The organism is Actinospineispora eucalypti (assembly GCF_039543365.1).
Classification (GTDB): Bacteria; Actinomycetota; Actinomycetes; order Mycobacteriales; family Pseudonocardiaceae; genus Pseudonocardia; species Pseudonocardia eucalypti.
This window is the reverse complement of record NZ_BAABJP010000029.1, coordinates 196,669-222,450: the sequence shown is the minus strand read 5'-3', so window position 1 is coordinate 222,450 and position 25,782 is coordinate 196,669. Positions and strand designations below refer to the sequence as shown.

The following is a 25,782-nucleotide window of genomic DNA, read 5'->3' as shown; positions in this document are numbered from 1 at the left end:
GGCGGGCTGGAGTACTACCTGAGCACGGACGCGCGCGGCGAGACCGTCGCGCTGCTGGTGGTGCGCACCGAAGCCGGGGCGTGGCTGGTGCAGTCCCAGCCGCTGGACCGCGACTACGCCGAGACCGCCCCGGGCGTGGCCGGACCGACCGCGATGGCCGGTGACCTGGTCGAGCGGGTGGTACCCGCCGTGGTGAAGCTGCGGCTGGCCAACGGCCACACCCTGGGCAGCGGGGTGCTGATCGACGCGCACGGCACGGTGCTCACCGCCGCACACGTGCTGGAGACGGCCGCTCGCGCCGAGCAGGCCATTGTCGCGGAGCTGTGGAACGGGCGCACCATCGGCACCGAGGTGCTGGACCTGCCCGAGGCCGAGCGGGTGCAGCGGCGGGTCGAGCAGGCCGTCGGGTTCGGCCGGCTGTCCGGGCCGCTGAGCTACGCCGGGGACGACAAGGCCGACTTCGCCGCGCTGCGGCTCGCCCGGCGGGACAGCGCGCCGTTGCCCTACCTGCCGCTGGCGGCGGAGCGTCCGGCGATCGGTGAACCGGTGCTCGGGTTCGGCTACGCCGGGGTTAGCGAAACCGCCCAGTACCTGGCGGTGACCGGCGGTCCGGTGGCCGAGGCGCGGCCACTGGACGAGTTCGACCGCCCGGACATCAAGGACTTCAGCTTCCTCGGCTGGGCCGTTCCCGGCTTCTCCGGCGGGGCGATCGTCAACGCACGTGGCGAGTTGGTCGCCCTGCTCACCAACCAGGGCCCGCTGCGCGGCCCACCGGCCGTGCACAGCCGGGGCGGCCCGGACGTCACCCGCGCCGTGGTCGAACTGACCACCCAGTCCCGCCGCCGTCCCCGACCCGCGAACCGTCCTGGTCCGAGCGAGCCGGGCTTTAGTGGGCCGCGCGATCCGGGCCGGCGCCCCGGCCGAACTGGGCACTCAGGAGCCCACGGCCCGGGTACGGGCAGGTCGACAAGCGGGAGTGCCGACACAGCTGGGTCGACCCGCGGCGGTCGGGGTTCCGGCGGCGAAGCGACCGACCGCCGGCCGAGCGGGCATGCGGCCACCGAGCCGCTTACCGGCCGGCACGCCACCCGAGCGCCCACCTTCGTTGAAGTGTGGGTGCTGGTGGCTGGGCGCCAGGCCCATGTGGCGCAGGCCGCTGGTTTCGTCGGCTTGCCGGGCATCCTCGGATGGCTCCAGCGGCGGTTCGCCGCCGGTGTTTTGGCCGCGCGCTCGCGGACCCGCTGGCTTCTGCTGCCTGGCAGCATGATGGCCGTCGCGCTCGGCATGGTCCTGGTCGCTTCGGGGATGCCGTTGCTGGGGGCGTCGGTCTTGTTCGGGGTCGTGTTGGTCGGCTTCTGGAAGCTCTATCAGGCTGGCGGCGTTCGGGCGCTGGCGGGCGTGTTCGGTGCGACGTTGCTGGTGGTTGTCGGGTTCGCGGTCCTCGGTGGTGGCGCAACGATGCTTCTGCTGCTCGGAGCCGTGGTGGCCGTGGTCGGCTGGGGTGCCTTGCGCACGCTGCGTTTCGTCCGGCAGGCACGCGGCCCGCCCGGCTGGCCGCTCCTGACCGGCGGCACGGCCCTGTTGTTCGGGGTCATCGAGCTGGCCGGCGGAGTGGTGCCCCTCGTGGTGACCATGGCCGGGTTGGTCGCCACGGTCGCCGTGCTGGTCGGGCTGCGCGCGATCACCCAGGGCTGGGAGACCAGGGAATACGCTCCGGTCGATCACCCTGGTACCGAGGTGCCGGAGGCCCTGCGCCCGTGGTCGGTGCGCTGGCGGGGCTACCGACCCGTGGATATCACTCCCGAGGAGCTGCGTCCGGCCGGGCTGGCCGCCGAGGTCGCCGCCGCATGGGCGGAGCTGCGCAACCGCCCTTCGGACATCTCGCCCGCCGAGTGGCGGAAGCGCCTGGCCGCCGCGCTGATCCCGTTCAAGCTGAACTGGCGCGGGTTGCCACTGAACCCGACCGGCCGCACCGGCCGGACTGGCCGAAACCTCGGCCTTTGGGGTGAGAACGCCGCTGTCGATGCGATCGTGGTCGCCGGGGTAGGCCGGGAACGGCGGGTGCTGCTCATCCGGCGCCGTGACCGCGGTGTGTGGGCGATCCAAGGCGGGATGATCGATGCCGGTGAGACCGCGTTGGCGGCACTTATCCGCGAGGCACGCGAGGAAACCGGTATCGATCTCACCCACGTCATCCCGATCATCCTCGGCAGCGTCTATGTCAAGGACTGGCGGGCCACCGACCTGGCCTGGGTTGTCACGTTCGCGGGGCTCTTCGTGCTGCCCGCGCCGGTGGGCGTGACCGCCGGTGATGACGCCGGGGACGCCGCGTGGTTCCCCTTCGCCGACATGGGCGAGCTCGACGCGGCGGTGGCCGCCTCCGGTGGAGAGGTGTATGCCGCGCATCGGCCGCTGTTTGCGATAGCGCTCGACTACCTCGCGGTGGTGGAGCGTCTGGCCGAGGTCGAGGAAGACCTTGAGTACCTGGCCGCGCGCCCGGAGCGCGGTGGCGAGCTGCGCGGGGTGCTTGCCGGTGCCGGCGCCGCCGTCGCGGGTGCGGTCACCCTGGTGCGGCGAATCCGGGATGAAGCGGCCGAAGGCAGCAGGGTGACGGAGCTGGCCGACAGCACCCTGCACACCCTCACCGCGATCGGCGCGGATCTGGGATTCGAGGCCCGCCGTGCCGATATCTCGGCGGAGCCGATCCTGACTGCTGTCTCGACGGTGATCGAGACGGTGCGGCGTCTCTTCGAGGCCAGGTCGCACGCCGAAGGTGACACGTTGGCGCGCCGTGAGGGTGGCGCGGTTGCCGTGGAGCCGGGCAGTGGGCGGCCGATCCGGTTGACCGACGTCGAGTACTGGGCGGTGCGGCAGGCGTTGACGGCGGCGAGCAAGCAATTCCTTCCTCGGGATCACCCGTGGTTGCGCCGGATCGACGTGACCGGTATGTGGGCCGAGCGGCGTAGCCGGTTCTACCAGGTCCACGGGCTGCACGAAGAGATCAACCAGTGGCTTCCGATAGGGAACCGGGAGTTTCGGGTGCTGTTGTTCGTCGCCCCCGACGTCGATGGTGTCCGGTCGGTGTATGCGGACGGGCGGCAGGTGCCGAGGCTGGCGTTTGCTCCGCTCGGGGCGCGGCGGCAGCTCAACGAGTGGGAGGGCGCGCGGATCGCGCACCCGGAGTGGTCCGAAGACCGGATCCAGGAGCTGCCACTGCCGCCGCCGGTCGTGCTGGCTGACATTGCGGCGGTGGGTGAGACCAGCGAAGAGCGGATGCACGAGTTGCTGCCCGCGTGGCGTACCTGGGGTGACGGGGCGCCGGAAGGTGTTCGTGCCGTGCCTACCAGGTGGGTGGCTCCGCAGCAGTGGCGGAACCTGCTGGACCGGATGCCCGAGCTGGACAGGTTCATCATTTTCGACGACCGACTGCTGGTAGAGCTGGGCGGAGTGCCGGCACTGATACTGGTCCTCGACACCGAAGCGGCCGCCGAGCGGCTCAGCGAGGCCGGGCTGGCGTGGGTCGCCGACGAACTGCTCGCGGTCCATCTGGCCGACCGTGGGGCCGTCCTGCTCACCACGGACCGGCGGGATGAGGTCGCCGCGTTCCTCGCGGGGACCGAGGCCGGTGAGAACCACGCGTTTTGGTTGAGTGTTCTGGTCTTGTACCTGAACAGCGTCGGGCCGCCGGCGATCGAGGCCTCGGATCTGGTCCGGTACTGGGCGGACTTCGGCGAGCGGTTCGGCGCTTCCCGGACGGCGGTGCGGGAAACAACCGAGCTGTTCGGAATCGCGCTGCGAGCGTTCGCCCGAAACGACATCGACGGGGGGCTGGCCGCCGAGCGGGCGGCAAACCTCACGGCGTCCACCATCGACCCGGAATGGCACAGCACGCAGCGTCACACCCTCTTCCGCGAGCTCGGCAACCTCGGAGCGCCGTCGCCCGGGGACCTGATCCGGCACCTCCAGCCGAAGATCACCGACGCGTTGGCTGGGGCGGGACGGCCGCTTCTGCCCGAAGAGCTCGCCGCCCGGGTCGGCGCGGACAGCCTTATCGTCAATTTGGCCGTGGCACAGCACCCCGGCATCCTCTATCTGGAGGGAGGACGGCTAGCTCTCGACACCAGGACTGACCAGGCCTTCGGCGATGATGGCGCGCTCGCGCCGCGTGAGTCCGGCCTGCTCGCGGCCGCGATGGTCGTGGCCCCGGAGCGCAGGAACGCACTGTTCCAGGCGTTGTCGCGCTTGGAACAGCGAGAGGGCGATCTGTGGCTGCGGCCGTTGGAGAACATGGTCAAGGTCCATTGGTATGGGGTCCTGGCCCGGGATCCGGAGCTGGTGGCCGCCGCCGGCCCGGTGTTGGTGGTGCATTACAACCCAGAGGCCCACGGCGGCATCCCGCTGGAGCTGGAGCCGGTCCGTGATGTGCTCGACGGTCTGGTCATCGCTGACTGGCCCGAGCGCGGCACCCGCGTGGTGGTTTCGTCCCTGCTGGATGAGATCAGCCGTCACGTGGCCGCGGGGAGGCTGCGGACAGACATCTGGGCTGAGTTGTTCAGCGTCGGTGGTGGGCAGCGGGCCGCCGCACGGTTGGAGTCGGCGCTGGCCTTCGGGGTGGACCTGCCCGCGGATCCCTCGGCCCTGCCTCAGCACCCGTCAGGGTTCATGCCGGTGCTCGACTCCGAGGGACAGTCGGTGTGGGCGCTGCGGGTCGGTGGCTCGGTCGGGACCGTGGTGTTGAACGACCCGCACCTCTACCGGGACGACAGCCAATCGGGCGGCGCGGCGAACGCGCTGGAGCACTTGATCCGGCAGGCGATGTGGCTGCCCGAGGAGCCGACTCCTCTCGGCCTGGGCGACCGGATGTTGGAGTTGGTGGCGGCTGTGTCCCGGTCGCAACCGGTCACCGAGTACCAGGTCGGCAAGTATCGGGTGCGTAGGGTTCGGCTGGACCAGCCGTTCACCGAGAATCGCGAAGACTTCGGCACCTCGACCGCCTACGCTGAGCAGGTCTTGGAGGAGCTGGTCGGCGAGGAGCTCGAGGCGCTCGCCGACGGGCTACGCCATCCCGGCACGCCGAACCACCGGACGGGCAACGACCTGGTCGAACCTGTTTACCTGCAGGTCGGGTTCTACCCGGTCCGGGCAGACCGCGCCCCTGGGTTGGTGGCGCATCCGGAACTGTTCGCCCGCGCCGAGGGCAACACGGTCGCCATCCACGATGGCCAGGGCAAGGTCTCGGCCACCGGCGCGATTTTCCAGACCGATGACGAAACCACCGCCTCGACCACGATCGTCACGAACTATCACGTCGCCAAGCACGCGCATGCGGGAGCGCGCATCGTCGCCGACCAAGCGGCCACCGACCCACGCACCCTGCCCCTAGAAGGCTACGACGACCTTGCCGACATGGCCCGCAAAGGGTGGCGTTGGATGGCGAAGCTACAGCGTGACCCGGAGCCCACAATTGACATCGCCGCGGTCACGGTGGCTGCGGTGCTCGGTTCGCCAGCGCTCGGCTCCCCGGCGCGACCGCGTACGGCCCCGCTGGAGGTGGGTGAGATCCTGACATTCTTCACCTACTCGCGTGGTCGATTCACAATCGTGCAAGGTCCCGTGCTTGAGGTGGTGTTCGGGCACGCGCGGGTGGATGTCGTGGTCGCCGGAGGAGCCTCGGGCAGCATCGGCTACGACAACACCGGCCGGCCGGCGGCGTTGCATTTCGGCAGCAACTTCTTCGGCAACGGCCTGGTGATCGGCCCCGAGCTGCTTGCCCGGTTCGACGAGCAAGTGGTGCGCGGCTCGGCCGGTCACCCGATATTGCCGGCGGCTCACGACCCCGACGTGGGCACGGATTCCGGCGCCAGCACCCGCGATACCGCGGAGCCCGCCGCCGACACGGACAACCGGCGCAACCGTGACGACGGGTCGAACGCGGCGTACACCGCGCCGGGGGTGATCCTCGGCGAGGTGAACACCTGGCTGGGCCTGGCCGCCATCGCCGTCGTCGCATTGGTGGTGACGCACCGGATGGGTCTGCTGGCCCGCTGGCTGGCCAAGCTGCGGGAGCTGTTGCGCCTGCTCGCCGCGCGCGCCCCGCCGGCACGGACGGCGAACGATGTGGGTGACATCATCGACCAACTGGCCACCCGAAAAGGGCATACGACCGAAACACGCACCGGCCAAGATCCCCAGCCCGAGCAGCACGGCAGGCCACACGAGAACGACGTGCCGGATGACCGATCGGGCGAGGACAACGCTCCGGCCGCGCTATTCCCGATAGCCGGCGGGCTAATGACCAGCCACACCTCGAGCATGCTGGCGGTGGCGGTCGTGGCTGGCGCGACAGTGCTGGTGCTCGCCAGGGTCGGACTGCTGGCCCGGTTGTGGGAACGGCGGCGGGCTCTCCTGAACGCCCTGACCGCCCGTGCCCCGCCCCCGGTGGCTCAGCTCAGCGTGACCGCGTTGCTGGTCGCCGGGCTGCTGCTCAGCGCGGCCGGTGTTCACCCGGTCGCGCTGGCTGGAGCCACAGTGTTCGTCGTCCTCGGCCAGTTGGGCGAGGGTGGGCAGCGGGTGGAGCTGACTCGGGAGCTGGCTCAACGGCTGGCTGCTGACAAGGACTTGATGGACTCGGTGCTGAGGCAGTTGCGGGCGCAGGGCGTGCCGGAACGTCTCGTGGACAGCTTCGGCCTGTACTGGGGTAGCAGCGGCACGCCGCTGTCTGCCACCGATGCCGCCCGCATAGCGGGGATCAAACGGAGCTGGTTCTACGAAAACATGCACAGCCGTGGTCTGCCAGTTCGGGAGATCAAGGACGGGATGCGGTACCAAACTCGGCGACCGGCTTCTCATCAGCAGCGCGCGGCGTTGGAACACGACCCGGATTACCAGCGGGAATTCTCCTGGGAAGTGATCGCGGACAGGTTGTGGGAACTGGCAATCGAGCTGGGTCATTCGCCGTCGCCGCAAGATTGGCAGGCACACGCGATGGCGCCTTCCATCGGGTACATCATCGATAACGTTGATCCGTGGAAGGAGATTCTCGAAAGAGCGCTTCTGCCTCCGTTGACGCAGCACTACACACAAACTCAGGTGCTTGCCGAGGTCGCCGTTGCCGCCATCGAATCGCGGATCGACCCGTATGAGCTGTCACAAAAGGCGTATGAAGGCTGGCACGCGCGACAGCGGAAGGGGATTCCGAATGACCGCACGGTCCGCCACCGGTTCGGTGGTTGGCCGAAGGCGAGGTCGGCGCTGGTAGCCCTGATTGCGGGATCTGAGGTCAGCCTCGAGAAGGCGCTGCGAGACCTGGCGGCGCTGGCTCCGTCCCGGATTGAGCTCATCGCAGCAGCGAAACCAAACTTCTCGGCGGCACCAGCCGAATCACCGGTACCTGCGGAGCGCGCTCGTACCCGACAGGTCGCTGGGCTGGACGAGCCGGTTGACACATGGTGGCGGCTCCACGACGAGCAGGGGTGGAGCATCGTCATGATCGCCGCCTACACCGGAGGCGCCTACACGACCATCAGGAGAGCCTTCGACCGCGTTGGTTTGGCTAACCGCGACCGCAAACAGGCCCGCAAACTGACCGCAGTCCAGGATCGGTCCGCGGCTAAGGCGGTCACACCGAGGGTCGTCCAGGAATGGCGCAAGGGTCTTGCCGGTGAAGAAATCGCCGACAAGCTCCAACTGGAGCCACGCGTCGTGGCCATGGCCCTCGCTAGCGGCGAAATCTCTGGAAAGGAATTCGCCGAGCGCAGGCGCGGGACCACCGGCGGCAGAGTGGTCGCGGATGGAAGGTCGGGCGCCGAGGCACAGCGCCGGAACACCGCGCGCGCCAGCCGCCAGACCGGCCCCATAACCGCAATCGGTCAGCCGGCGGATGATGCGGACAGCGGTGAAGCAAAGCGGACGCCGCAGGCGCCAGACAGCCCGAACGCGATGCTGGCGGCGGCGGGACTGGCCGTCGCGCTCGCCCCGACTCTCATCGCGGCCGGGTTGCCAGTCCTGGGTACCGTCGTCCTGGGCACCGTCCTGCTCGGCGGCATGCTGGCCGTCGTGGTGAAGGTTCTACACACCGTCCGGGAGGCCTGCGCACACTTCGTCGGCGGTCCCTCTGAGCCGATGCCGGCGCACCGGTCACGGCTCGGACTGACTCGGACGCTGGCCGCCGCGTTCGGCACGACCTTGTTGGTGGGCGGCGGATTCGCGGTACTCGGCGATGCCGGCGCGCTGGTGCCGCTGCTGGTGGGGGCCGGCGCAATGGTGACCGGCTGGGGTGCCCTGTTCACGCTTCGCCACATCCGTGACGCGCGTGGCCCCCCAGGGATGCTGGCAACCTTCTTGGCGGGCGCGGTGTTGCTGGCCGGGCCGCTCCTGCTGGGCGGCGCGACAATATCCTTCGCGGTGACGGCTACCACCGGACTGGTTACCGCGTTCACCGTGCTGGCCGGGCTGCGCGCGGTCACGACGCGCGGGCATTGGCCCCGCTGGGCCGCCAGCGGACTGCTGGCGGCCCTGGCCGTGCTCGGAATCGGTGCGATCCCAACCGACGCGGACGCAGAACCCGGCACCGTCTCGGATGCGTCGGTGATCTCGGACATGCAACCGCAAACCGAAGCGACGACGGTGCGGCTGCGGGTTGGGCGCACCCAGGAAGGCGATACCCCGCGCCGCTGGGCTGAGGGTCTGGGTACTACCGAAGCAGCGTTGCGCGCGGTCAACCTGCACATCGCGTGGCCAGCCACCACAGATACGCCGTTCGCTCCGAACACCGAGCTCTACATGCCCGAGGGCGCCGGCGACGACTGGACTGTGACGAGCCGGGTCGCCACCGGTGTCCGGTATGACGTGGTGACGGCGGTCATCGCGCGGTTTGGTCTGTTCACCGCCTACGGTCGCGCCAACCCTGCAGTGATCCTCAACGCTAACCGGGACGTATTCGCCCTTCGCGGAGTGGACGACCTGAACCCGGGCCAGCTGCTGAACGTCCCGGTCGGCGGCTACGGCACCGTGACGCTCACCGTGCCGGGCACGGGCGATGTCGGGCAGCCGAGTGAGCCTAATCGACCGGGGCAGGGCGACAGTTCAAGCTCCATCCAGGGTCCGAGCCAGCTGACCTCGTCGACCAGTACCAAGGCGACCGAGTCGGGAAGCGCCGGCCAACTTTCGACCACTGAAATGCCGTGGCGCTGGCTGATCGTACTGGCTGAAGTCGTGCTCGCTCTCAGCGCCGGGATCCTCGGCGCGCGGCACTGGAACGAGATCAAGCGCAAGCTCGGCCTAGGGCGCGTGAGCAAACGACTCGTCCCGGTTGGGAACTCCTTCGGACTCCCGCAACCCCGGCAACGGAAGCCGCTCTGGCGCGAGGCCCGCGCCCACGCCGCCGACGCGGCCTTGCCGAGTGCCCCGGCGGGTGCGGCGCGTTGGGCTCGCCGGTGGGTGTTGTGGCTCGGTGGTGGGTTCGGCACCGGTGTCTCGGTGACCGGGATCTTCGCCGCGACGGTGTTGAGTCCGGCGTTGTATCAGGCAACGACCTGGGGGCTGTTGGCGGGCGCTCTGGTGTTGTTGCCGCTGTGGGCGTTCCTGCCGAGGCGGGCGGTCGCGATCGCCGCGATGGGGTTGGCCGTGGGGTCGTACTGGTTGTTGGCAAACACGTCCGGTACCGGGTTCCTGGCGTGGATGGCGACGTTCGGGCTGGGCTTCAGCGCGATGCTCTGGACGGTGTTGCCCCAGCTGGTCGATGAGTGGACCGAGGGGCAGATCAAGAAACGGAACGCCGCCCGGCCCGAGGACCGGCAGCTGCGGCTGGGTGTGCGCAGCATCCACGCGCTCAGCATGTTCGGTTCGTTGCTGGTGTTGGCCTGGATGCTCAACCTGCAGCGCGCATTGCTCACCCAGTCGTTGGCCACCGCCGCCACGGTGTCCGCGGTGATCGCGGCCGTCGCCACCGTGGCCCTGTTGATCTTGCCGGGCGAGCGGCCCGACCGGAAGCGCCCGACATTGCGGACGCTGCTGTGGGGGGCGTTCGCGCTGTTGCGTGTCAGCAAGCACGCCACTGACCGGGTCGAAGCCGGCGAGAAGACGCGGTTCGTCCGGGCGATCTCGCGGCCACTCGGGTTCATCGCCATCGCGGTTTCGCTGTACGACGGCTACTGGCATCTCGGGATGCCGGCCGGGTACCACGGTTGGGCGCCCGTCCTGGACTACCGCTTCCTCGCCGGTGCGGCGTTGCTGGTCGGCATCGCGGTGGTCGCTGACCTGCGCGGCCGCAAGGACACCGGCGGTGGCTCGCTGTTCCTGATGGGCAGCTTGATGGTGGCCGCCGGGCTCACCGTCGCGGCCACTTCGCCGCTGGCCGGCGGAGGTGTCCTGGTCGGGATGATGCTGGGCGGGTTCCTCGCCGAGGCCGCGATCACCGGCATGGCGCCCGCCCTCTACGAGATCATCGACAGGCGGCTGCCGGCAGAGGACCGGGACCTGGCCTACGCCTCGGCGACCTTCATCAAGCAGGTTTCCCAGGTCGTCGGTTCCGCGCTCGGTTCCGTCGCCGGTGGCCTGTTCGGCTGGTCCGGTGTTGCGGTCCTGATCGGCGTGTTCTCAGTGTCCGCGTTCATCACCAGCCTCCGCGCCAAGAAGCGCTACGCGAGCCTGACCAACAGCACCTGGCCTCGCCTGACCGGGTCCCTCGGCCCGATCAATAAGTCCACGCTCCGGCCGCATCTTCTGACCGGTCTCGTGCTGAGTGGTTCCTGGTTTGTGCTGTCCCTGCTGTTCGGCGATGCGGGTAGGCGGGCCGCTGCCTCGATCGGGTTGCCGGGTTGGGCGGTGGTGACCACTACGGTGGTTGTGGGAGCTGCGGTCGTGGCTTGGTTGCGGCTGCGGGTGCGTCCGCCGCCGACCCAGGTGATCGCAGCGGTATCCGGGGTCGGGGCGGTGCTGGTGGCGGCCCTGTGGCCGTCGGTGACGAGCTTTGTCGGGTTCGCGGTGCGGGGCTCGGCAACGGTGGCGAACCTAGTAGCGAAGAAGCTTCCGCCATGGGCCAAGACCGCCGTTGCGGTGCTGACGCCAGTGAGCTGGTTGGCACACCTAGTGATCCACGTGCCCGCGATGTTGGCGGCGGAGCCGCTTGGCTTGGCGTTCCTGATCAACGCGTTCTTCGCGGTCTTGGACGCCTCGATGCTGGTCGTGACTTCGACAATGCTGGCGCGGGGGCCGGCGAACGTGCTGGGCTGGATGAACCGGTGGCTGAAGCAACGGATCGGGTTCCCGGCGCTGATCGTGGCATTGCCGCTGCTAGACATTCAGCTGGTCCAAAAAGACCTCTGGGCGGCGGCTGTGGCGATCGCGGTGATGGTCCCGACCATGGGCTGGGCGACGATATCGGGTCTGTTCGCTGAGGTACGCGGCAAGAACGCCTGGCGAGGAGCGAAGCCGATGTTAGTGGCTGGTCAGTGGGCGCTGGCCACTTACGGCGTCACGCGACTGATGTCCAACCCGGTCGCTGCCTGGGGAGCTGTGAGTGCTTCGGCGCTGCTGGCATTGATGTGGGTCATCCATCGACGCGGACCACCAACCGCGAACGCGACATCTCTTTCGGATGGGCCGGTGACACCGACCCGACCTTGGTGGCGGCTAGGTCGTGCTGTCCTGACCTTGATTGGTCGGGTCGGGATGGTGGGTCTGGTCGGGACCGCTGGGACCGCCCAGGCCGGCTATGGCTGGTCCTTCACCGTCGGAGCGGAGCCCGCCCCCGGCCACGATCATGCACTGTCTTGGTACCAGTGGCGCTGGTACCAAGACCAGTATGTGGACGAGCGCTGGGAGGGTGCTGTCCGCGCCACGTTGCCGTTGCTGGAACCGGCGCGGTCAGACCAACCTGTGAAGCCCGGCGATTTCGACTGGTCCGCGGAGCACGACCCGCCGTGGATCGAGTTGATCTCCGGTGCCGACCTGGCCGAGGCTCTGAGCCTGGTGCTGGGCTTCGATGCCGGCGTGCAGGCGGCCGGGCACCTGATCGCACACGGGGTGGGTGACCGGATCTACTTCGTTGACCTGTGGTGGGATCGGCTTAGCCCCGAGCAGCGCGCGCTAGTCGTCGACCACGAGATCGACGCCGACCCCGCCGATCACGACCGGCATGCCCTGAGCACGCTCAACGCGCTGCGTGCCTCCGGTGTCACCGATCGCGACATCGAGGCGATGGTGACGCTGCTAGCGGCCGAATTGTCACGTCGAGCACTCGACAGCGTCCCGGCCCGGATCTACGTCAGTCCGTCGGCGGAGAGCAAGGTACGGGACCGGGTGCTGGTGCTTGGCTCGGCGGCGCCGCGGGTCACGGACGAGCAGGTCGGGGGGTGGGCCGCCGCCGCCGAGTTCGTGGTTCCGGACATCGGCGGGGGTATGATTCCGCCGATCATCGTGTCGTTGGGGCCAGCCCAGGTGGCCGCGCTGTTCGGGATCGACGAGGCCCGGGTTCGGCAGGCGGGGCTTGTCCGGGTCGCCGCGTCGGCCGGGTATGCATGGCACGCGGAGAGCCTGGGTGGACGCGATGACGTGCTTGTCCACCTGCGGGATGACTTCGTGGTGGAGCGGAGCCCCAGGTTCCGGAATTCCGGGTGGCGGACGCGCGTGGCATACCTGGATCTGGCAGTCCTGGCGGCCATTGCCACATCGCCCGACCGCGACGGTGTTCGGCGGCTGGGTGAACTGTTGATCAATCTCGGCCAGATCGGCGCGAGCGGCACCGAGATCGCGGCGGACCTGTCCCCGGCGTTGCGACAGGCGCTGCGTACCAGCGCCGGCGACTACTGGCTCGACAGCGACCGCGCGTTGGCCTTGGCGCTTGCACTGCCCGGGATCGACTTCGACGCATCCGTGATCAAGACTGCTCAGCAGGCGATGGTTTTGGTCACCGGGCCCGACGCTCACCGCGGCTGGAAGCACGGGCTCGGTGTGAGCCTGGGTGACGGCGACGTGCTGACCGCCGCGCACGTGGTCGGTGACAAGTACGGGCCACAGCAGGTGCGTGTCGACGGGCGTCCGGCGGAGCTGGATTGGTCTGACATCGACCGGCCCACGGATCTGGCACGGGCGCGGGTAGCCGGGCTCACCACGCGCGCGCCGAATATCGAGTTCGCGACCACCCCGCTCGCCCCGGGGACGGTGGTGGCGATGTTCTACGCCGCGCATGCCGACCCCACTGGTCGGCCCGCCTGGTCAACCGTGGTCTTCGGTGCGGTCGATCCCACGCTTACCAGTCCGGGATTCCGGGCCGGCGTAACCGTGGTGGATGCTCCCAACTGGGGTGGCTTCTCCGGTGGCGTGGCTCTCACCGCTGGCTCGGTGGCTCCGCGGTGGGCCGGTGTCGTGATCGAACAGGATTACCCCAACAGCACTTTGCCCGCGGACCGACGGCGCGAGTGGAAGGAAACGGGTCGGACAGTGGCCGGGCTGGTCCCGGCACACAAGGTGGTGGAGTTCCTCGCCACGCGGACTGGGTTGCCCGAGACGGCGCCGACACAACCGGCCCGACCGGACGAGCATGGCTGGTCGAGCAGGCGAGGGCCGCCGGATCAGCGGCCGGCTGACGATGCGACCCCGACGTCGCTGATCCCGCTGGCCGGAGCGCTGTGGATTGGACACACCTCGAGCCTGCTGGCGCTGGCCGTCGTGGCGGGCGCGGTCGTGATCGTGCTGGCCAGGACCGGGCGGTTGGCGGGTACCTGGGCGTGGCTGCGGGCGCTGGTCCAGGGTCGGGCCACCCAGGCACCGCTGGGCGAGAAGACCGGTGCCCCGGCGACGGAGGAGGCGGTTTCCCGGCTGGTCGGACAGGTGACCTCTCGGTTGGCCGCGGTCACGGGGTCGATCCGGGCCGGGTCGCTGCTGACGCTGTGGTGGGAGGTCCGGGCTTGGGCGCGGTCGCCGGGTTCCGACGCTGCCGTGTTGTTGAACGGCGACCGCCTGCAGCCGGTGGCGCGGGTGATCCTCTATGCGGCGGGCGGGGCCGTGCTCGGCGCGTTCCTCGCGCCCGCGCTGATCGGTGTCGGCGTGCTGGGCGCGGCCGGTTTGGCTGTGGTGGTGCCCGACCGGTTGCTAGCGCCACGCAAGGCAGGGCTGATTGTGCGCTTTGCCCAGTGGGTTGCGGTGCCCCTCGGCCTGGCCGTGAGCGCGCTGGTGTTGACGGCCACGCCCGCATATGCCTACGCCGCGGGTGTCTACGCGGCGTTGGCCAGCGGGGTCACCCTCGCGCTGGTAGGGGCGGCGGTGCTCGTGTGGGCGGCCTACAGCTTCTACCGGCTGACCAGGCTGGTGACCGCGATGTCGCGGTCCGCACGGGAGGCGGAGCACCCCGAGGGTGAAGGAGCTGCGGTCGTTGCCGAAGCCCTATCGGCCCCAGAGGAGACACACGAGACGGTGGCCGGCCCGGCCGAGGCGGTTGAGGTGGACACGACGCAGCCCGAGCCCACCGCGATCCTGCCGAAGGCAGGGACCCTGGATCGCGATGCCACCGGCGTCATGGAGCTGGATGCCCCCGAGGCCATCGAGTTGGTGATCGACCGGTTGGCGGCCGATGTGAGTGCGGTGGCGCGGGCGGCGGAGGCTTCCGCCGCGTCGGGGCAGGTTGCGGATGAACAGCGGCTTGCGGACGTGTTCGGCTCGCTTGATCGGCTCGCCGCCGATTTGGACGCATTGCGCGAGCAGGTGGGGGAGACGGTGCTGGGCACGCGGCTCGGCGATGCGATGCAGGCCGCGTTTGGGGCGTTGGTGGAGCGGGACCACCGTGTGGTCGCGGCGGAGGTGTGGCCGGATTCGTATGTGTTGGAGCTCACGGCTGACCGGTTGGGGGGGTTGGCGCGGCAGTTCGGCGAGGCGGCCGGCCTGCTGGAGGCCAGGCAGGTGCGCGCGGCCGCAACGTTGGTCGGCGAAACGGTGGATGCGCTGGCGCGGTTTGCGCCGACGTCGAGCCACCACCCGAGCCCAGGTGCGAGCGTGCGGGCGCTGCATGGTGATGTGGCTCGGTTCCAGCGCGACATCTACCCGGGGCTGATGGATTTGGCGCCGAGGGCGCTGCTGACCGATCGGGAGATCGGTGCGCTGGTTGGGCAGTTGCGCGCGGCAGATCGTCGGTTGGCTGCGATCGGCCGTTCCGCCAGGCGCGCCCACAACGAGCCGGTCACCGAACCACTCCCGATCGTCCGCGACACCAACACCGACACAGCTCAACGCAGCTGGGCACCGCTGGCTGGCGCGGCGCTCGCACCGCACCGCTGGCTCACCGAATGGGCCGGCGCGCAGCAGGTTCTCTTCATCGCCGTCGTGTCGGTAGTAACGGCCGCCGCGCTCTTCGTGGCCTGGTCACGGTTGCGCACCACCCCGGCGCGCTTCGCGGCGGTGCTCGGCGTCACGCTGTCCGGCATCGCGCTGGTCGTCGCGCCGACGGTGACGATCGTGGCGGGCGCCGTGCTCATCACCCCGGTCGCCGCGGTTCGGCTCCCCCGGTGGGCGGGTGACGTGCTGGCCACCGCTTTCCCCAGCCGGATTCCGCTGGACGGCGTCGAGCTGCCCAGTACGACCGCGCCGGACGACGCCGAGTGGGCGCGCCTGATCGCCAAGGCGCCCCGGCATCTCAACCGGCGCCCGCAAACCCTCGGCAACGAACGGCAGGACGCGTCCCTCTCCTCGGCCGCCTTCGCGAAGGTGGGTACGCCGGCGGCTGACGAGATCATGGCCCGCCACCCCGTCGAGCTCTGGATACTGCGGGAAGACGGTTCGCTGTGGGTGTCCGTGATCAACACCCGGTACAAGCCACTCGGCTCGCGCACCTGGACGTTGGTGCGTATCAGGCACACCGTGCCAGCCGGCGCCGGACGGCCGGTGATCGCCGCCGGCGCGGCCGTGGTGCTCCGGGATGCGGATGGGCACTTCGTGCTGCGAAGGCTCACCACCCGCAGCGGGCACTACCACCGAGGGCTCACCACGGCGGAAAACCGCGCCGCGCACGTGTGGGGCGTGGCGGCGTTCGCCCGGCGCGGCATCGTGTACCGCCCGGGGCTGGCCGCCCGGCTCCTGATCGCGGCCTGGTCGCAGCCGCCCGGCGACGGCCCGTCATCGGCCAAACAGGCCCAGTGGTCCACCGCCCTGCTCGGCCTGGGGATCGGTCACGTGGACCTCGCGCTGTGGGTAGTGCCGGTCGCACTGAGCGTAGGTGCGGTGGTCGGGCTGGGTTGGTTGGTGCGCGCGTTGTTGCCGGTGCGGGAGGGCACGCCGACCCAGGGTTCCCCGGTCGAAGCGGACACGGCCGCCGGGTTCGCCAAGACCCTGCCCGCTGTCAGGGCGCTGCTGCCCGGAGCAGGCACCGCCAGCAGGGCGGAGCTTGCCGTGGCAGCGAACCGGTTCCTGGCGGCGAACCCGGGCGTCGCCGCGGCGATCTTCAGCTACGTCGACTACGGCGGCCCGGAAGGCCACCCCATGGTGTACCTGGGAATGGGCGAGACCGGCATGCCGGTACTCGGCAAGATCGACAGCGCCGCCACCTACACGGCGCTACCGGAGTGGATGGCAGGGCAGCTCGGTTATCGGCACGACGAGCTGCGGCCCTATGCATTCGGCCCGAACGGAGCCCACAGCGGGCTCCTGGCGACCCGCCCGGTGCGCGCGACGCTGCTCGACGGGTACAGCAGCCCATTCAGCGGTCTGGTCGGCGAGCCGTTCTGGTTGTGGCCGACCTTCCATGCCCACCTGGGCTTCCCAGTGTGGGGGCTGCTGGACTTCCTGCGGGTGTTCCCGACGACTTTCAGCGAACGAGCGCAGCAGCTCGTGGTCACCCGCCGCCCCGGCCTAGCCCCCACCGACCGCCTGGTCACGCGAGACGCCCGCAACTTGAAGGACGCCGCGTGGAGCAAGCAGAAGATAGCGGAAACCCAGCGGACGCAGGCAGCGGCGCTGGGCGGCGCCACCGACCGACCACGCGGGAGCGGGCTGCTCGGGCACCTGCTGCGCGAGCAGCCCGGCCGGCCCGGTGGCGAGCTCGAGTTCGTGCCGGGCGCCACTGCTCCCGTCGGCGCCCCGCAGCTGTGGGTCACCACGACACACCCTTCAGGCCGAACGGTAAACACCTGGGTGGTGCTCGACACCGGTGCCGACTCGATGGCGTTCAACCAGGCCAGGGCCAAGTTCTACGGCTACTCATCGAGGTACCCCTACGAGTCGGTTTTCGTGAGTTCGGTACACGGAATCGTCGCCGATCGCTGGACGATCGATCCCCTGCAGGTCTCGGTCATGGGATTGCCCGAAACAGCGACCATCAGGCCGCATTTCCAGCCCGAGGCGAATTTCCCCCAGGTGGGAGCTCCGTTCCTGCGGCACTTCGCCGTCGAGATCGACGGGGGCGCCCAGCGGTTCACCATCACCCCGCACACGTACACCGAAACGGACGCCGACGACACCGAGACCGGGGCCGCTGAGACCGGGCACGAAACCCCGACACACCGGACTAAAGGCCCCGAGACACCGGGTACGAAACCCCGACACACCGGGGTGGACGCTGGTGGCGAGGCACCGCAGCGGAGTTGGGCGCCGCTGGCCAGCGGAGCGCTCGCCGGGCATGACTGGGTCACCGGCCTGGTCGTCAACCATCCGTTGGCCCCCACGCTCGTACTGGTCGGCGCGGTGATCGTCGCAGTCGCCGTCTGGATTGTGGTCCGGCTGCGTTCGGGTCGGGGGCCGAGGGCGCCGCCGCCGGACGCCCGGCTGATCGTGGTCGACCTGGCCGAAACGCGCACCAGGGTGGTGAGCCAGCTGGCGAAGAAGCTGGTCAAGATGCCGCCGGCCGGCCGTTGCGGGGCGCTGGCCGAGAGTGGGGCGTTGAACGGCCGCCAGGTGGTGCCGGCCGACGCGATGATGCGTCACGCGCACGAGGAAGGACTTCTGAGACCGCTGGACGACGAGCAGCGGGAGACGACGGGCAGCGCCGACCCCCGGCTCTGGGTGGTGCCCACTGAGGTGTTGGAGCGGCTGGCCGACGGCGGGTTCGGCGCGTCGGTGGACGGCCTAGTCCTCTACACCTGGGTCGACCCGGCGGCACCGGGCGGCGCGCTGATCGGGGTGGCCGCGCCGGTGCTGGAGCAGACGGTGCGGATGCGCCGGCTCGCCGCCCTGCTCGGCCCGGCCGAGGCGGCCACGGCGGACAAGAAGGTGCGCGCGTTCTGGGCGGTCGGCCTGGCGTTCGAGGAGAAGCACCGGGTCAACGGCGTGCGTGCCGGCGAGGCCGCCGGCCACCGGCGGGCGATGGGGCTGCTCAACCGGCTGCGCATCGAGCACGCTGGCCTGTTGCGTGACGCGGCCCAGCGGGCGTGGGCCGAGTTCACGCTGCCCCACCCGACGGCCGGACCCGATCAGGAGCTGTTCACCGGCTGGGCGGCACGCGCCGACCGGATGACCGAAATCCGTGAGCTCGACCTCGCGGACCTGCTGCGCACCGCGGCGCGGGCCGGGTCGCGCCCGGCGGAGGAACTCGGCGGCCTGTTGGCCGGCATCGCTGAGCTGGTGGACGGCGCGGTCGGACTGGTCGTCCGGATCGCCAAGGCGGAGGAGGCGGCCCCGCCGCACCGGCCGGGCAGCCAAACCGGCGAGGCGGTCCGGTTCCTGGCGGAGCTGCGCGAGCAGGTGGAGCTGCGGGCGCATCGGTGGCACCAGCTGGGCGCGGCTCTGCGTGCGCCGGCCCACGGCCCGGGCCAGTCCCTGGCCGGCATCCAGCTGCTCGCCCGGACCTGGCTGGACGTGGTCGACCTGGAGAACCGGAGCGACACCGAGCTGGACGAGGTCTACGTCCAGGCGCACCGGTTGTCCGTGGTCGAGGGACTGCCGCTCGGCCCGGAGGGTGCCGACTCGCCGCTCGCCGCCCCGATCGAGCAGGTGCGGGCACGGATCGCCGCGCTGTACCGGCGGGCGGACCGAACCGCGGACGAGCCGCTGCTCACCCGGCTGGAGACGCTGCGGGACGTGATCCCGGGCCGCGCGACGACGCTGCGCCGGGCCGCCTGGCTGCTCGGTGTGCCCGAGGAAGAGCTGCGTGCCCTGGTCGAGGCGCCGGAGCACCGCCACCGTTTCCGGCTGCGCGACGGCACGAAGCTCCACCTGCGCGGCCCGGGACCGGAAGAGGAGCCGGAGGGCGAGGCCATCGCCGGGCCGACAACGGAAGCGCTGCCGGTGCAAGCAGCGTCGAAGCTGCCGACCGGCAACTCGCAACCCGAGCTCGACCGACTGGTCTCGCTGGTCGCCAACCCGGACCGGTTATTCGCCGGCCTGTTCGACGTGCCACAGCGAATGGTCGACTCGCTCCCGCCGCGCTCGGTCCGACCCGGGATCGACATGCTGGTGCACGACTGGGCGGTGCAGGACCACGAGGCGGAGCGTGCCCTGCTGGGGAACGCCGCCGGTGGCCTGTCCGGGCCACAGCTGGAGGTCGTCGCCGAGGCGTTGGCCCTTGTCCGGCGGATGGACCTGGACGACGTGCGCACAGCCGCGTACCGGGCGGAGGCTTTTGGTCCCGATCGGCGCGTAGAACTGCTCGCCAGGATGCGGGAGCTGTGGTGGTCGGCGACGTCGCTGGCCGATGAGCTCGAGGTGGTCCACTTCGAGCTGTTCGCCCCGGGCCGGGACGAGGCGGCCACCGAGGTGATCCTGGCCGTCTTCACGTCGGTGGCCGAGATAGCCCGCCGGCGGTCGGCCCGCTGGTCGAACCTCGTCCAGGCGCTCGAAACACCGGGGGACCCGGCGACCCGGCCGCTCGACGCCGCCAGCCGGATCGACCGGTTGGCCCGGCTCGTGGCCCGGCCGATACGCGAGGTCGGAACCACCGATCGGCTCACCAATGAGCAGCGGCTGGACGATATGCGCCGGATTCTCGGGCAGCTCGCCGAGCTGCGGGTCGCGGCGCGGATGTTGAACGACGCCGGCGAGACGGACGAGCGAGTCGACGCGCTCCGGGAACGGCTGCACGGCCGCTACCACGGCCTCGACCCGTCCGCGAAGTCGCTGGCCGACCGGCTTACCACCCTGCTGAGCCTGGACCCGGGCCGCGCGGCCGAGCTGGGCCTGGTCCAGGCGCTGTTCGACGTCGAAGCCGGCGAGCTGAACCGCGTCATCCGGTGGTACCGCAGCCGGTTCGAGCTGGTGGACGGCGCAGTGCGGCTGGCCGACACCGACCGGCCCGACGGGAACCAGCGGCACGCGTCGATCGGCGCCGGCCTGACCGGACTCGCACTCGCCCAAGACGGCCCGCTCGCCTCGGCTCGTGATCTGTTTACCGCCCACAGCGTCTTCTTCTGGGTCGCCGGGATCACGCTCGCCGTACTGACCTACGCGATCTGGCGGCACGGCCCGCCGGCCTGGCTGATGCGGGTGCTGTACGTGCTGCAGAGCGCGTGGCTGCGGTTCTGGTCGGAACGGCCCGAGGTCATCCACGCCAGCGGATACCGGCCGAACCCGGTGTTCCACGGCGAGGGCCCGCTGTATCTCGGCCTGGGGCTGGAGCTCCGATTCCGCACGCTGCGGTTGGAGGACGCCGCCGAGCTTGCGGCGCGGCGGCTGGGTGGACTGGGTTACCTGAAGAACGACACCTCGATCGCGCACGGCTTCGAGATCGTCACCCACCCGATGGGCTACCCCTACGCGACCGCCAACTTCCCGTGGTCGCTACTCGCCCAGCTTGAGCGCAAGGGCGCCACCGCCAACGCGGCCGGCCTGCACATCCACCTCAGCCGGGCCGGATTCGACTCCGTGGCGCACCGAGTGTGCTGGATGCGGTTGATCTACGACAACAGCGACCAGGTGACCGCCCTGGCCCGCCGGACGTCGGGCTTCGCCAAGTTCACCGACGAGGACAGGGCACAGCTCGAGCGGTACGCCACGGGCGCGTTGAAGACCGACGCCAACGCGGCGATCAGCAACCACCACAAGGACACGTTCGAGCTGTGGGTGTTCGCCAGCACGCTGGATCCGGCGCAGGTCATGGCGGCGCTGGCGTTCGCGGCCGCCTCGGTGGAGTACACACGCCAGCACACCGGCGAGGACGCACTGGACTGGTCCGCCTTCGCGCGCTGGGCCGGCGGCCGGCCCGACTACGCCCCGCTCACCAGGGAGCTGGCGCGGCTGCGTGGCCCCGGTGGCCCCACGACCGGTGGCGGCACGTCCAGCACGTCGGCGCATGTCCCGTCGTGGTGGCAGCGGTTCCGGGATTGGCTCACCGCCGGCTGGAGCTGGACGCGTCGGTTGACGGCCGCCGGTGCTGGCGCGGTGGCGCTGGCCGTCGTGGCCGCCCTGCCCTCATACGCGTCGGCCGGCACCGATGCACCGGTCACGCCGGAGAAATCGTCCATCCATTTCTTCCAACAGGACTGGGTGCTCGCGGCGACGCTCACCGCCGGGGCGGCGATCGTGCTCGGCGGGCTCGCTTGGCTGGCCATGCGCGGAACGGCCAAGAACCAGCCACCGCGTGCACCCGCCGCCGACGTACCCGCGAATTGGCGCGAGATCACCGGTCTCGTTCAACACGACGACTACAAGCCGGAGCCGGTGTTCCACGGCGAGGGCCCGCTGTTCGAGGGCCTCGAGCTGGAGGTCAGCACCCCTCAGTACGCCGTGGCAGTCGAGCTCGCGCTGGATGTGCTGGATGCGCTGGGTGGACTGGGCTATCTCAAGCGCGACGGGTCGATCCGGATGGGCTTCGAACTGGTCACCCATCCGATGAGCTACCGGTGGGCGATGGCCAAGTTCCCGTGGGCGCTGCTGCCCGCGCTCGAGGCCACCGGCGCCAGCGTTGGGGACGACCTCGGCCTGCACATCCACCTCAGCAGGGCCGGCTTCGGCCCGTCGGAGCACATCGAGCGCTGGATGAGGCTGATCTACGACAACAGCGCGGAGATGACCACCCTGGCCCGGCGGAGGTCGATGTTCACCCAGTTCCACCAGCAGGACCGGGACATGATCCCGGCCTACGCGCGGGGGGAGCCGGGCATCAGGCGCGGCCGCGACCGTGTGATCAACACTCAGAACGAGAGCACCTTCGAGCTGCGCATCTTCGCCAGCTCGCTGGACCCGCAACAGGTCCAGGCTGCGCTGGCGTTCGGCGCGGCGTCGGTGGAGTACACCAGCGACCCGGCGAACCCGCTGGACTGGGCCAGCTTCGCGCGCTGGGTCAGCCAGCGACACGACTACCTGCCGCTGACCCGTGAGCTGCGCCGCCTCGGCTTCCTCGAACCGATGGAGGGCGAACTGGCCGGGCGCTTCGAGGACGCCCTGTTCGACCGTCTGATGGACGGCTCGCCGGAGGCCGACGCCGAGCTGAAGCTGGAGTACCGGGTGGGCGAGCTACTGGCCGACCACCTGGCCGGGCAGCCGGACCAGGCCCGCCCGCTGGCCGAGCTGCTCGACGAGCTGGGTGGCTCGGCGGAGACGGCGGACCTGGTGGCCCGGGCGGTCGGGGTGTACCCGGGGCTGCGGACGTCGCTGGACGACACCACGCTGTGGTACGTGCCGGCCGAGCCGGTGGGCGGCGAGGAACCGCAGGCCGGCGAGCCGAGCGAGCCCCGGCCGACCGCCGAGGATGCCGACCCGATCCTCGACGACGACGGTCTCGGCGGCCGGATCCACGCATTGGTCCGGGAGTTCCCCAGTCTGGTGGCTACCGCGCTGCCGCTGGACCAGCGCACCTGGGAGACATTGGACGCCCTGTCCGACACGCTGATGACCCGGATGTTCTGGGCGGAGACCGGCCCCAGCTCGCTGGAGACGGTCGGCGAGCTCGACGGCGGCCTGCCCGAGCTGCGGTTGTGGATCTCCCCGACCCAGTTGGAAACCTATGCGGCCCGGGTAAAGGAGGTGTTCCACCGGCTCGGCCACCCGATCACCGACGAGCAGGCCGAGGACCTGGGGCTGCGGTTCCTGCTGTGGCACGAGCTGACCCACGTGCTGCAACAGGCCTACGCGACCGGCCGGGGCAGCAAGCTGCGGGTGCAGCTGGCCATCGACACCCTCGCGGCCGGGCTGTCGGTTGTGCTGGGCATCCCGCTGGGCGAGCGGGGCCACCCGCTGGCGGTGGAGGAGGAGCGGATGGCGCACGGCGTGGCCATCACGCTGCTGGTCCGGCACGTCACCGACAACTACCCGACGCTGAGCGAGACCCAGCGGCGCCACCTGCCCGAGGTGTTGCGCTCCACGGTCACCGACATGACGCACCGGGACTTCGCCAGGGACCGGCACGGCGCGCCGACCCCGGATGTTGCCTCCCTGCCCGGCTATCTCTACTTCCACTCGGAACCGGTGGTGCTGGCCGTCTTCGAGTGGCTGATGCGGGAGACCCCGGCGTTCACCGTCCTGCCCGAGCTGGCTTCCCCGAGCGTTATCGCCGGCATACCCGGCGTCCGGCCCGAGCTGGAGTTGGTGCACTGGGCCCGCGCGGTGCTCGCCGACCCGCGTGCCGAGCCGGACGCCGAGTTCTGGGCGCGGGTGCGCGGCGCGCTCGCCGGCCTGGCCTCGGTCCGTGAGAAGACCCTGTTCAGCTGGCTGCCCGTGGCACAGTTCGAGGCCGTGTTCGCGCTGCTCGACCGGTTCGACCACGCCACCCCGGCCCGGGTGGCCGAGCTGCTCGGTGACGGCGCCCGGTCGCCGCCGTGGTTCGACGAGCACTTCCTGGACCACCCGGACCTGGATGCCCACCGGGAGCGGCTCGACCGGCTGCGTCGCCCCGGTATGCGGACCGAGGCGGAGCAGGAGCGGTATCTGGCCGGCTGGCGCGAGCTGATCAGCGCGCTGCTCGAGACCCACACCGCGCCGAGCGCGGTGGGCCGGGTGCTCGATCGGCTGTCCGCCCACCTGGAGGACACCCCGGACCCGGCCGGCCAACTCGACCTGATCGGCTACGCGGCCGCCGCCGTGCGCATGCTGGACGACGCGCCGCATTCCGGCGGGGTGATCGCGAACGAGCGGAAGGGCGAACGGCGGCGGTTCGGGGCGCTGATGCCGGCGCTGGAACCGCACGGGCGGCTGCACCGGCGCGCCGGAGACCCGCGCCAGCCCAGGGCACCACCGGGGGTGCTGGAGCTGCCGCTGACCGGTGAGGTCCGATCGCTGCTCGCCGGCGCGGAGCTGGACGACCTGCCCGACCGGATGATCGGGTTTTACTGGGCCGAACGCGATCTGATCGTGGTGTTCGCGCCGATGGCCGAGCGGGTGCGCCAGACCGGCATGTGGTGGCGGCTGCTGGAGCACGAGGAGTTCTTCCACCGGGACGGCAACGAGCACGCCCGCAACCGCTTCGGCCTCACCCACGCCGAGGACGTCGACGAGATCGTGGCGATCGTGCTGGGCGGCGGCCCGGCAGTGGCCGACGATGTGGCGCTGGCGGCGGCGGTCGCGGTGGCCCGGTTCCAGGCGGAGGTGGACGAGCGCCACCCGGCCGATGCCGAGCTGCGACTGGCGTTCGAGGTGGGCACGCTGCTGGTCCACCACCTGCTGCCCAGGCCGGACCAGGCCCGCCCGCTGGCCGAGCTGGTCGCCGCGCTGGACGGCACCGAGGAGGCCGACGCGCTGCTGCGGGAGGCGATCGAGCGTCACCCGGGGCTGCGGCTCGGGGACGAGGGCTCGACGGTCTGGTACGTGCCGGCCGAGCCGGTCGGTGGCCCGGCTCCGACCGCCCGCAAGCGGGAGCCGTGGATCCTGCCGGAGGAGGACGGCGCCGAGCGGATCGTCGCGGACCGCGACCTGGGCAGTCAGGTCCTGGCGGTGCTGCGGGAGTTTGCCGACCTGCCCGACACCCTGCCGCTGGACCGGCGCACCCGTGAGGCGCTGCGCACCCTGCTGGCCGGCATACCGGCGCGCACCTATTGGGCGGGCGGGGCCAGCAGCTTCGCGCGGTACTCGCCGCAGGGTGCCGCGATCGGTCCCGACGCGTCGCTGTGGATCTCCCGGACGCAGGTGGAGGTGGTCGCCCACCGGGTGATGGAGGCATTCCGGCTGCTCGGCCACCCCATCGGCTACCCGACGGCGCGCGAGCTGGCGGTGCGCTGGCTGTTGGGACACGAGGTGGGCCATCTGTTGCAGTACTCCGTCGCGGACGTGCGGACCAAGGATGTGGATCTGCTGGCCCACCGTGCCTTCGCCGCCGGGCTGTCCGTCCAGCTGGCCATCCCGTTGGGCGGGTTGGCCAGCGCCGAGGAGGTGGAAACCGAGCGGTTCGCGCAGGGCTTCAGCACGATGCTGCTGGTCCGGCACATCACCGAGCGGTTCCCGACGCTGACCGAGGCGCAGCGGCACTACCTGCCGGACGTGCTGCGCTCGGTGTACACCGACTCGCTGCACCGGTCGCTGGCGAAGGACCGGCACGGCGGCCCCACCGCCAAGGCACCCGAGCTGCCCGGCTACCTCTACTACCACCCCGAACCGGTGGTGCTGGCTCAGCTCGAGTGGTATGCACAACCCCGGCCGGGCCTGCCGCTGGCCGACCCGGACGCGGTGGTCTGGATGCCGGGGGCGCGTCCGGAGCTGGAGTTCATCCACCGGGGTCAGGCACTGTTCGACGGGCGGACCGCACCCGGCGAAGGGTTCGCCGGAGAGATCGGCGGCGCGCTCGCCACGCTGGCCCGCATCCCCGAACCGCTGGCAGACATGCTGCACCGCCGGCAGCTCACGATGGCGTTCGACCTGCTCGACCGGTTCGGCCCGGCCGCGCTCGACGCGCCGTTCGGGGCCACCCCGGCGGCGGTGACCGCTTTGCTCGGCGACGCG

Annotated in this window: 1 protein-coding gene (only partly in view); it reads left to right on the top strand. The window is 70.6% G+C overall.

All 25,782 nt of this window come from inside a single coding sequence — locus tag ABEB12_RS24910, trypsin-like peptidase domain-containing protein, on the top strand. Of the gene's 85,359 coding nucleotides, 41,208 precede the window and 18,369 follow it; the stretch shown corresponds to coding positions 41,209-66,990 (codon 13,737, complete, through codon 22,330, complete); the first codon wholly inside the window starts at window position 1. The start codon and the stop codon both lie outside this window.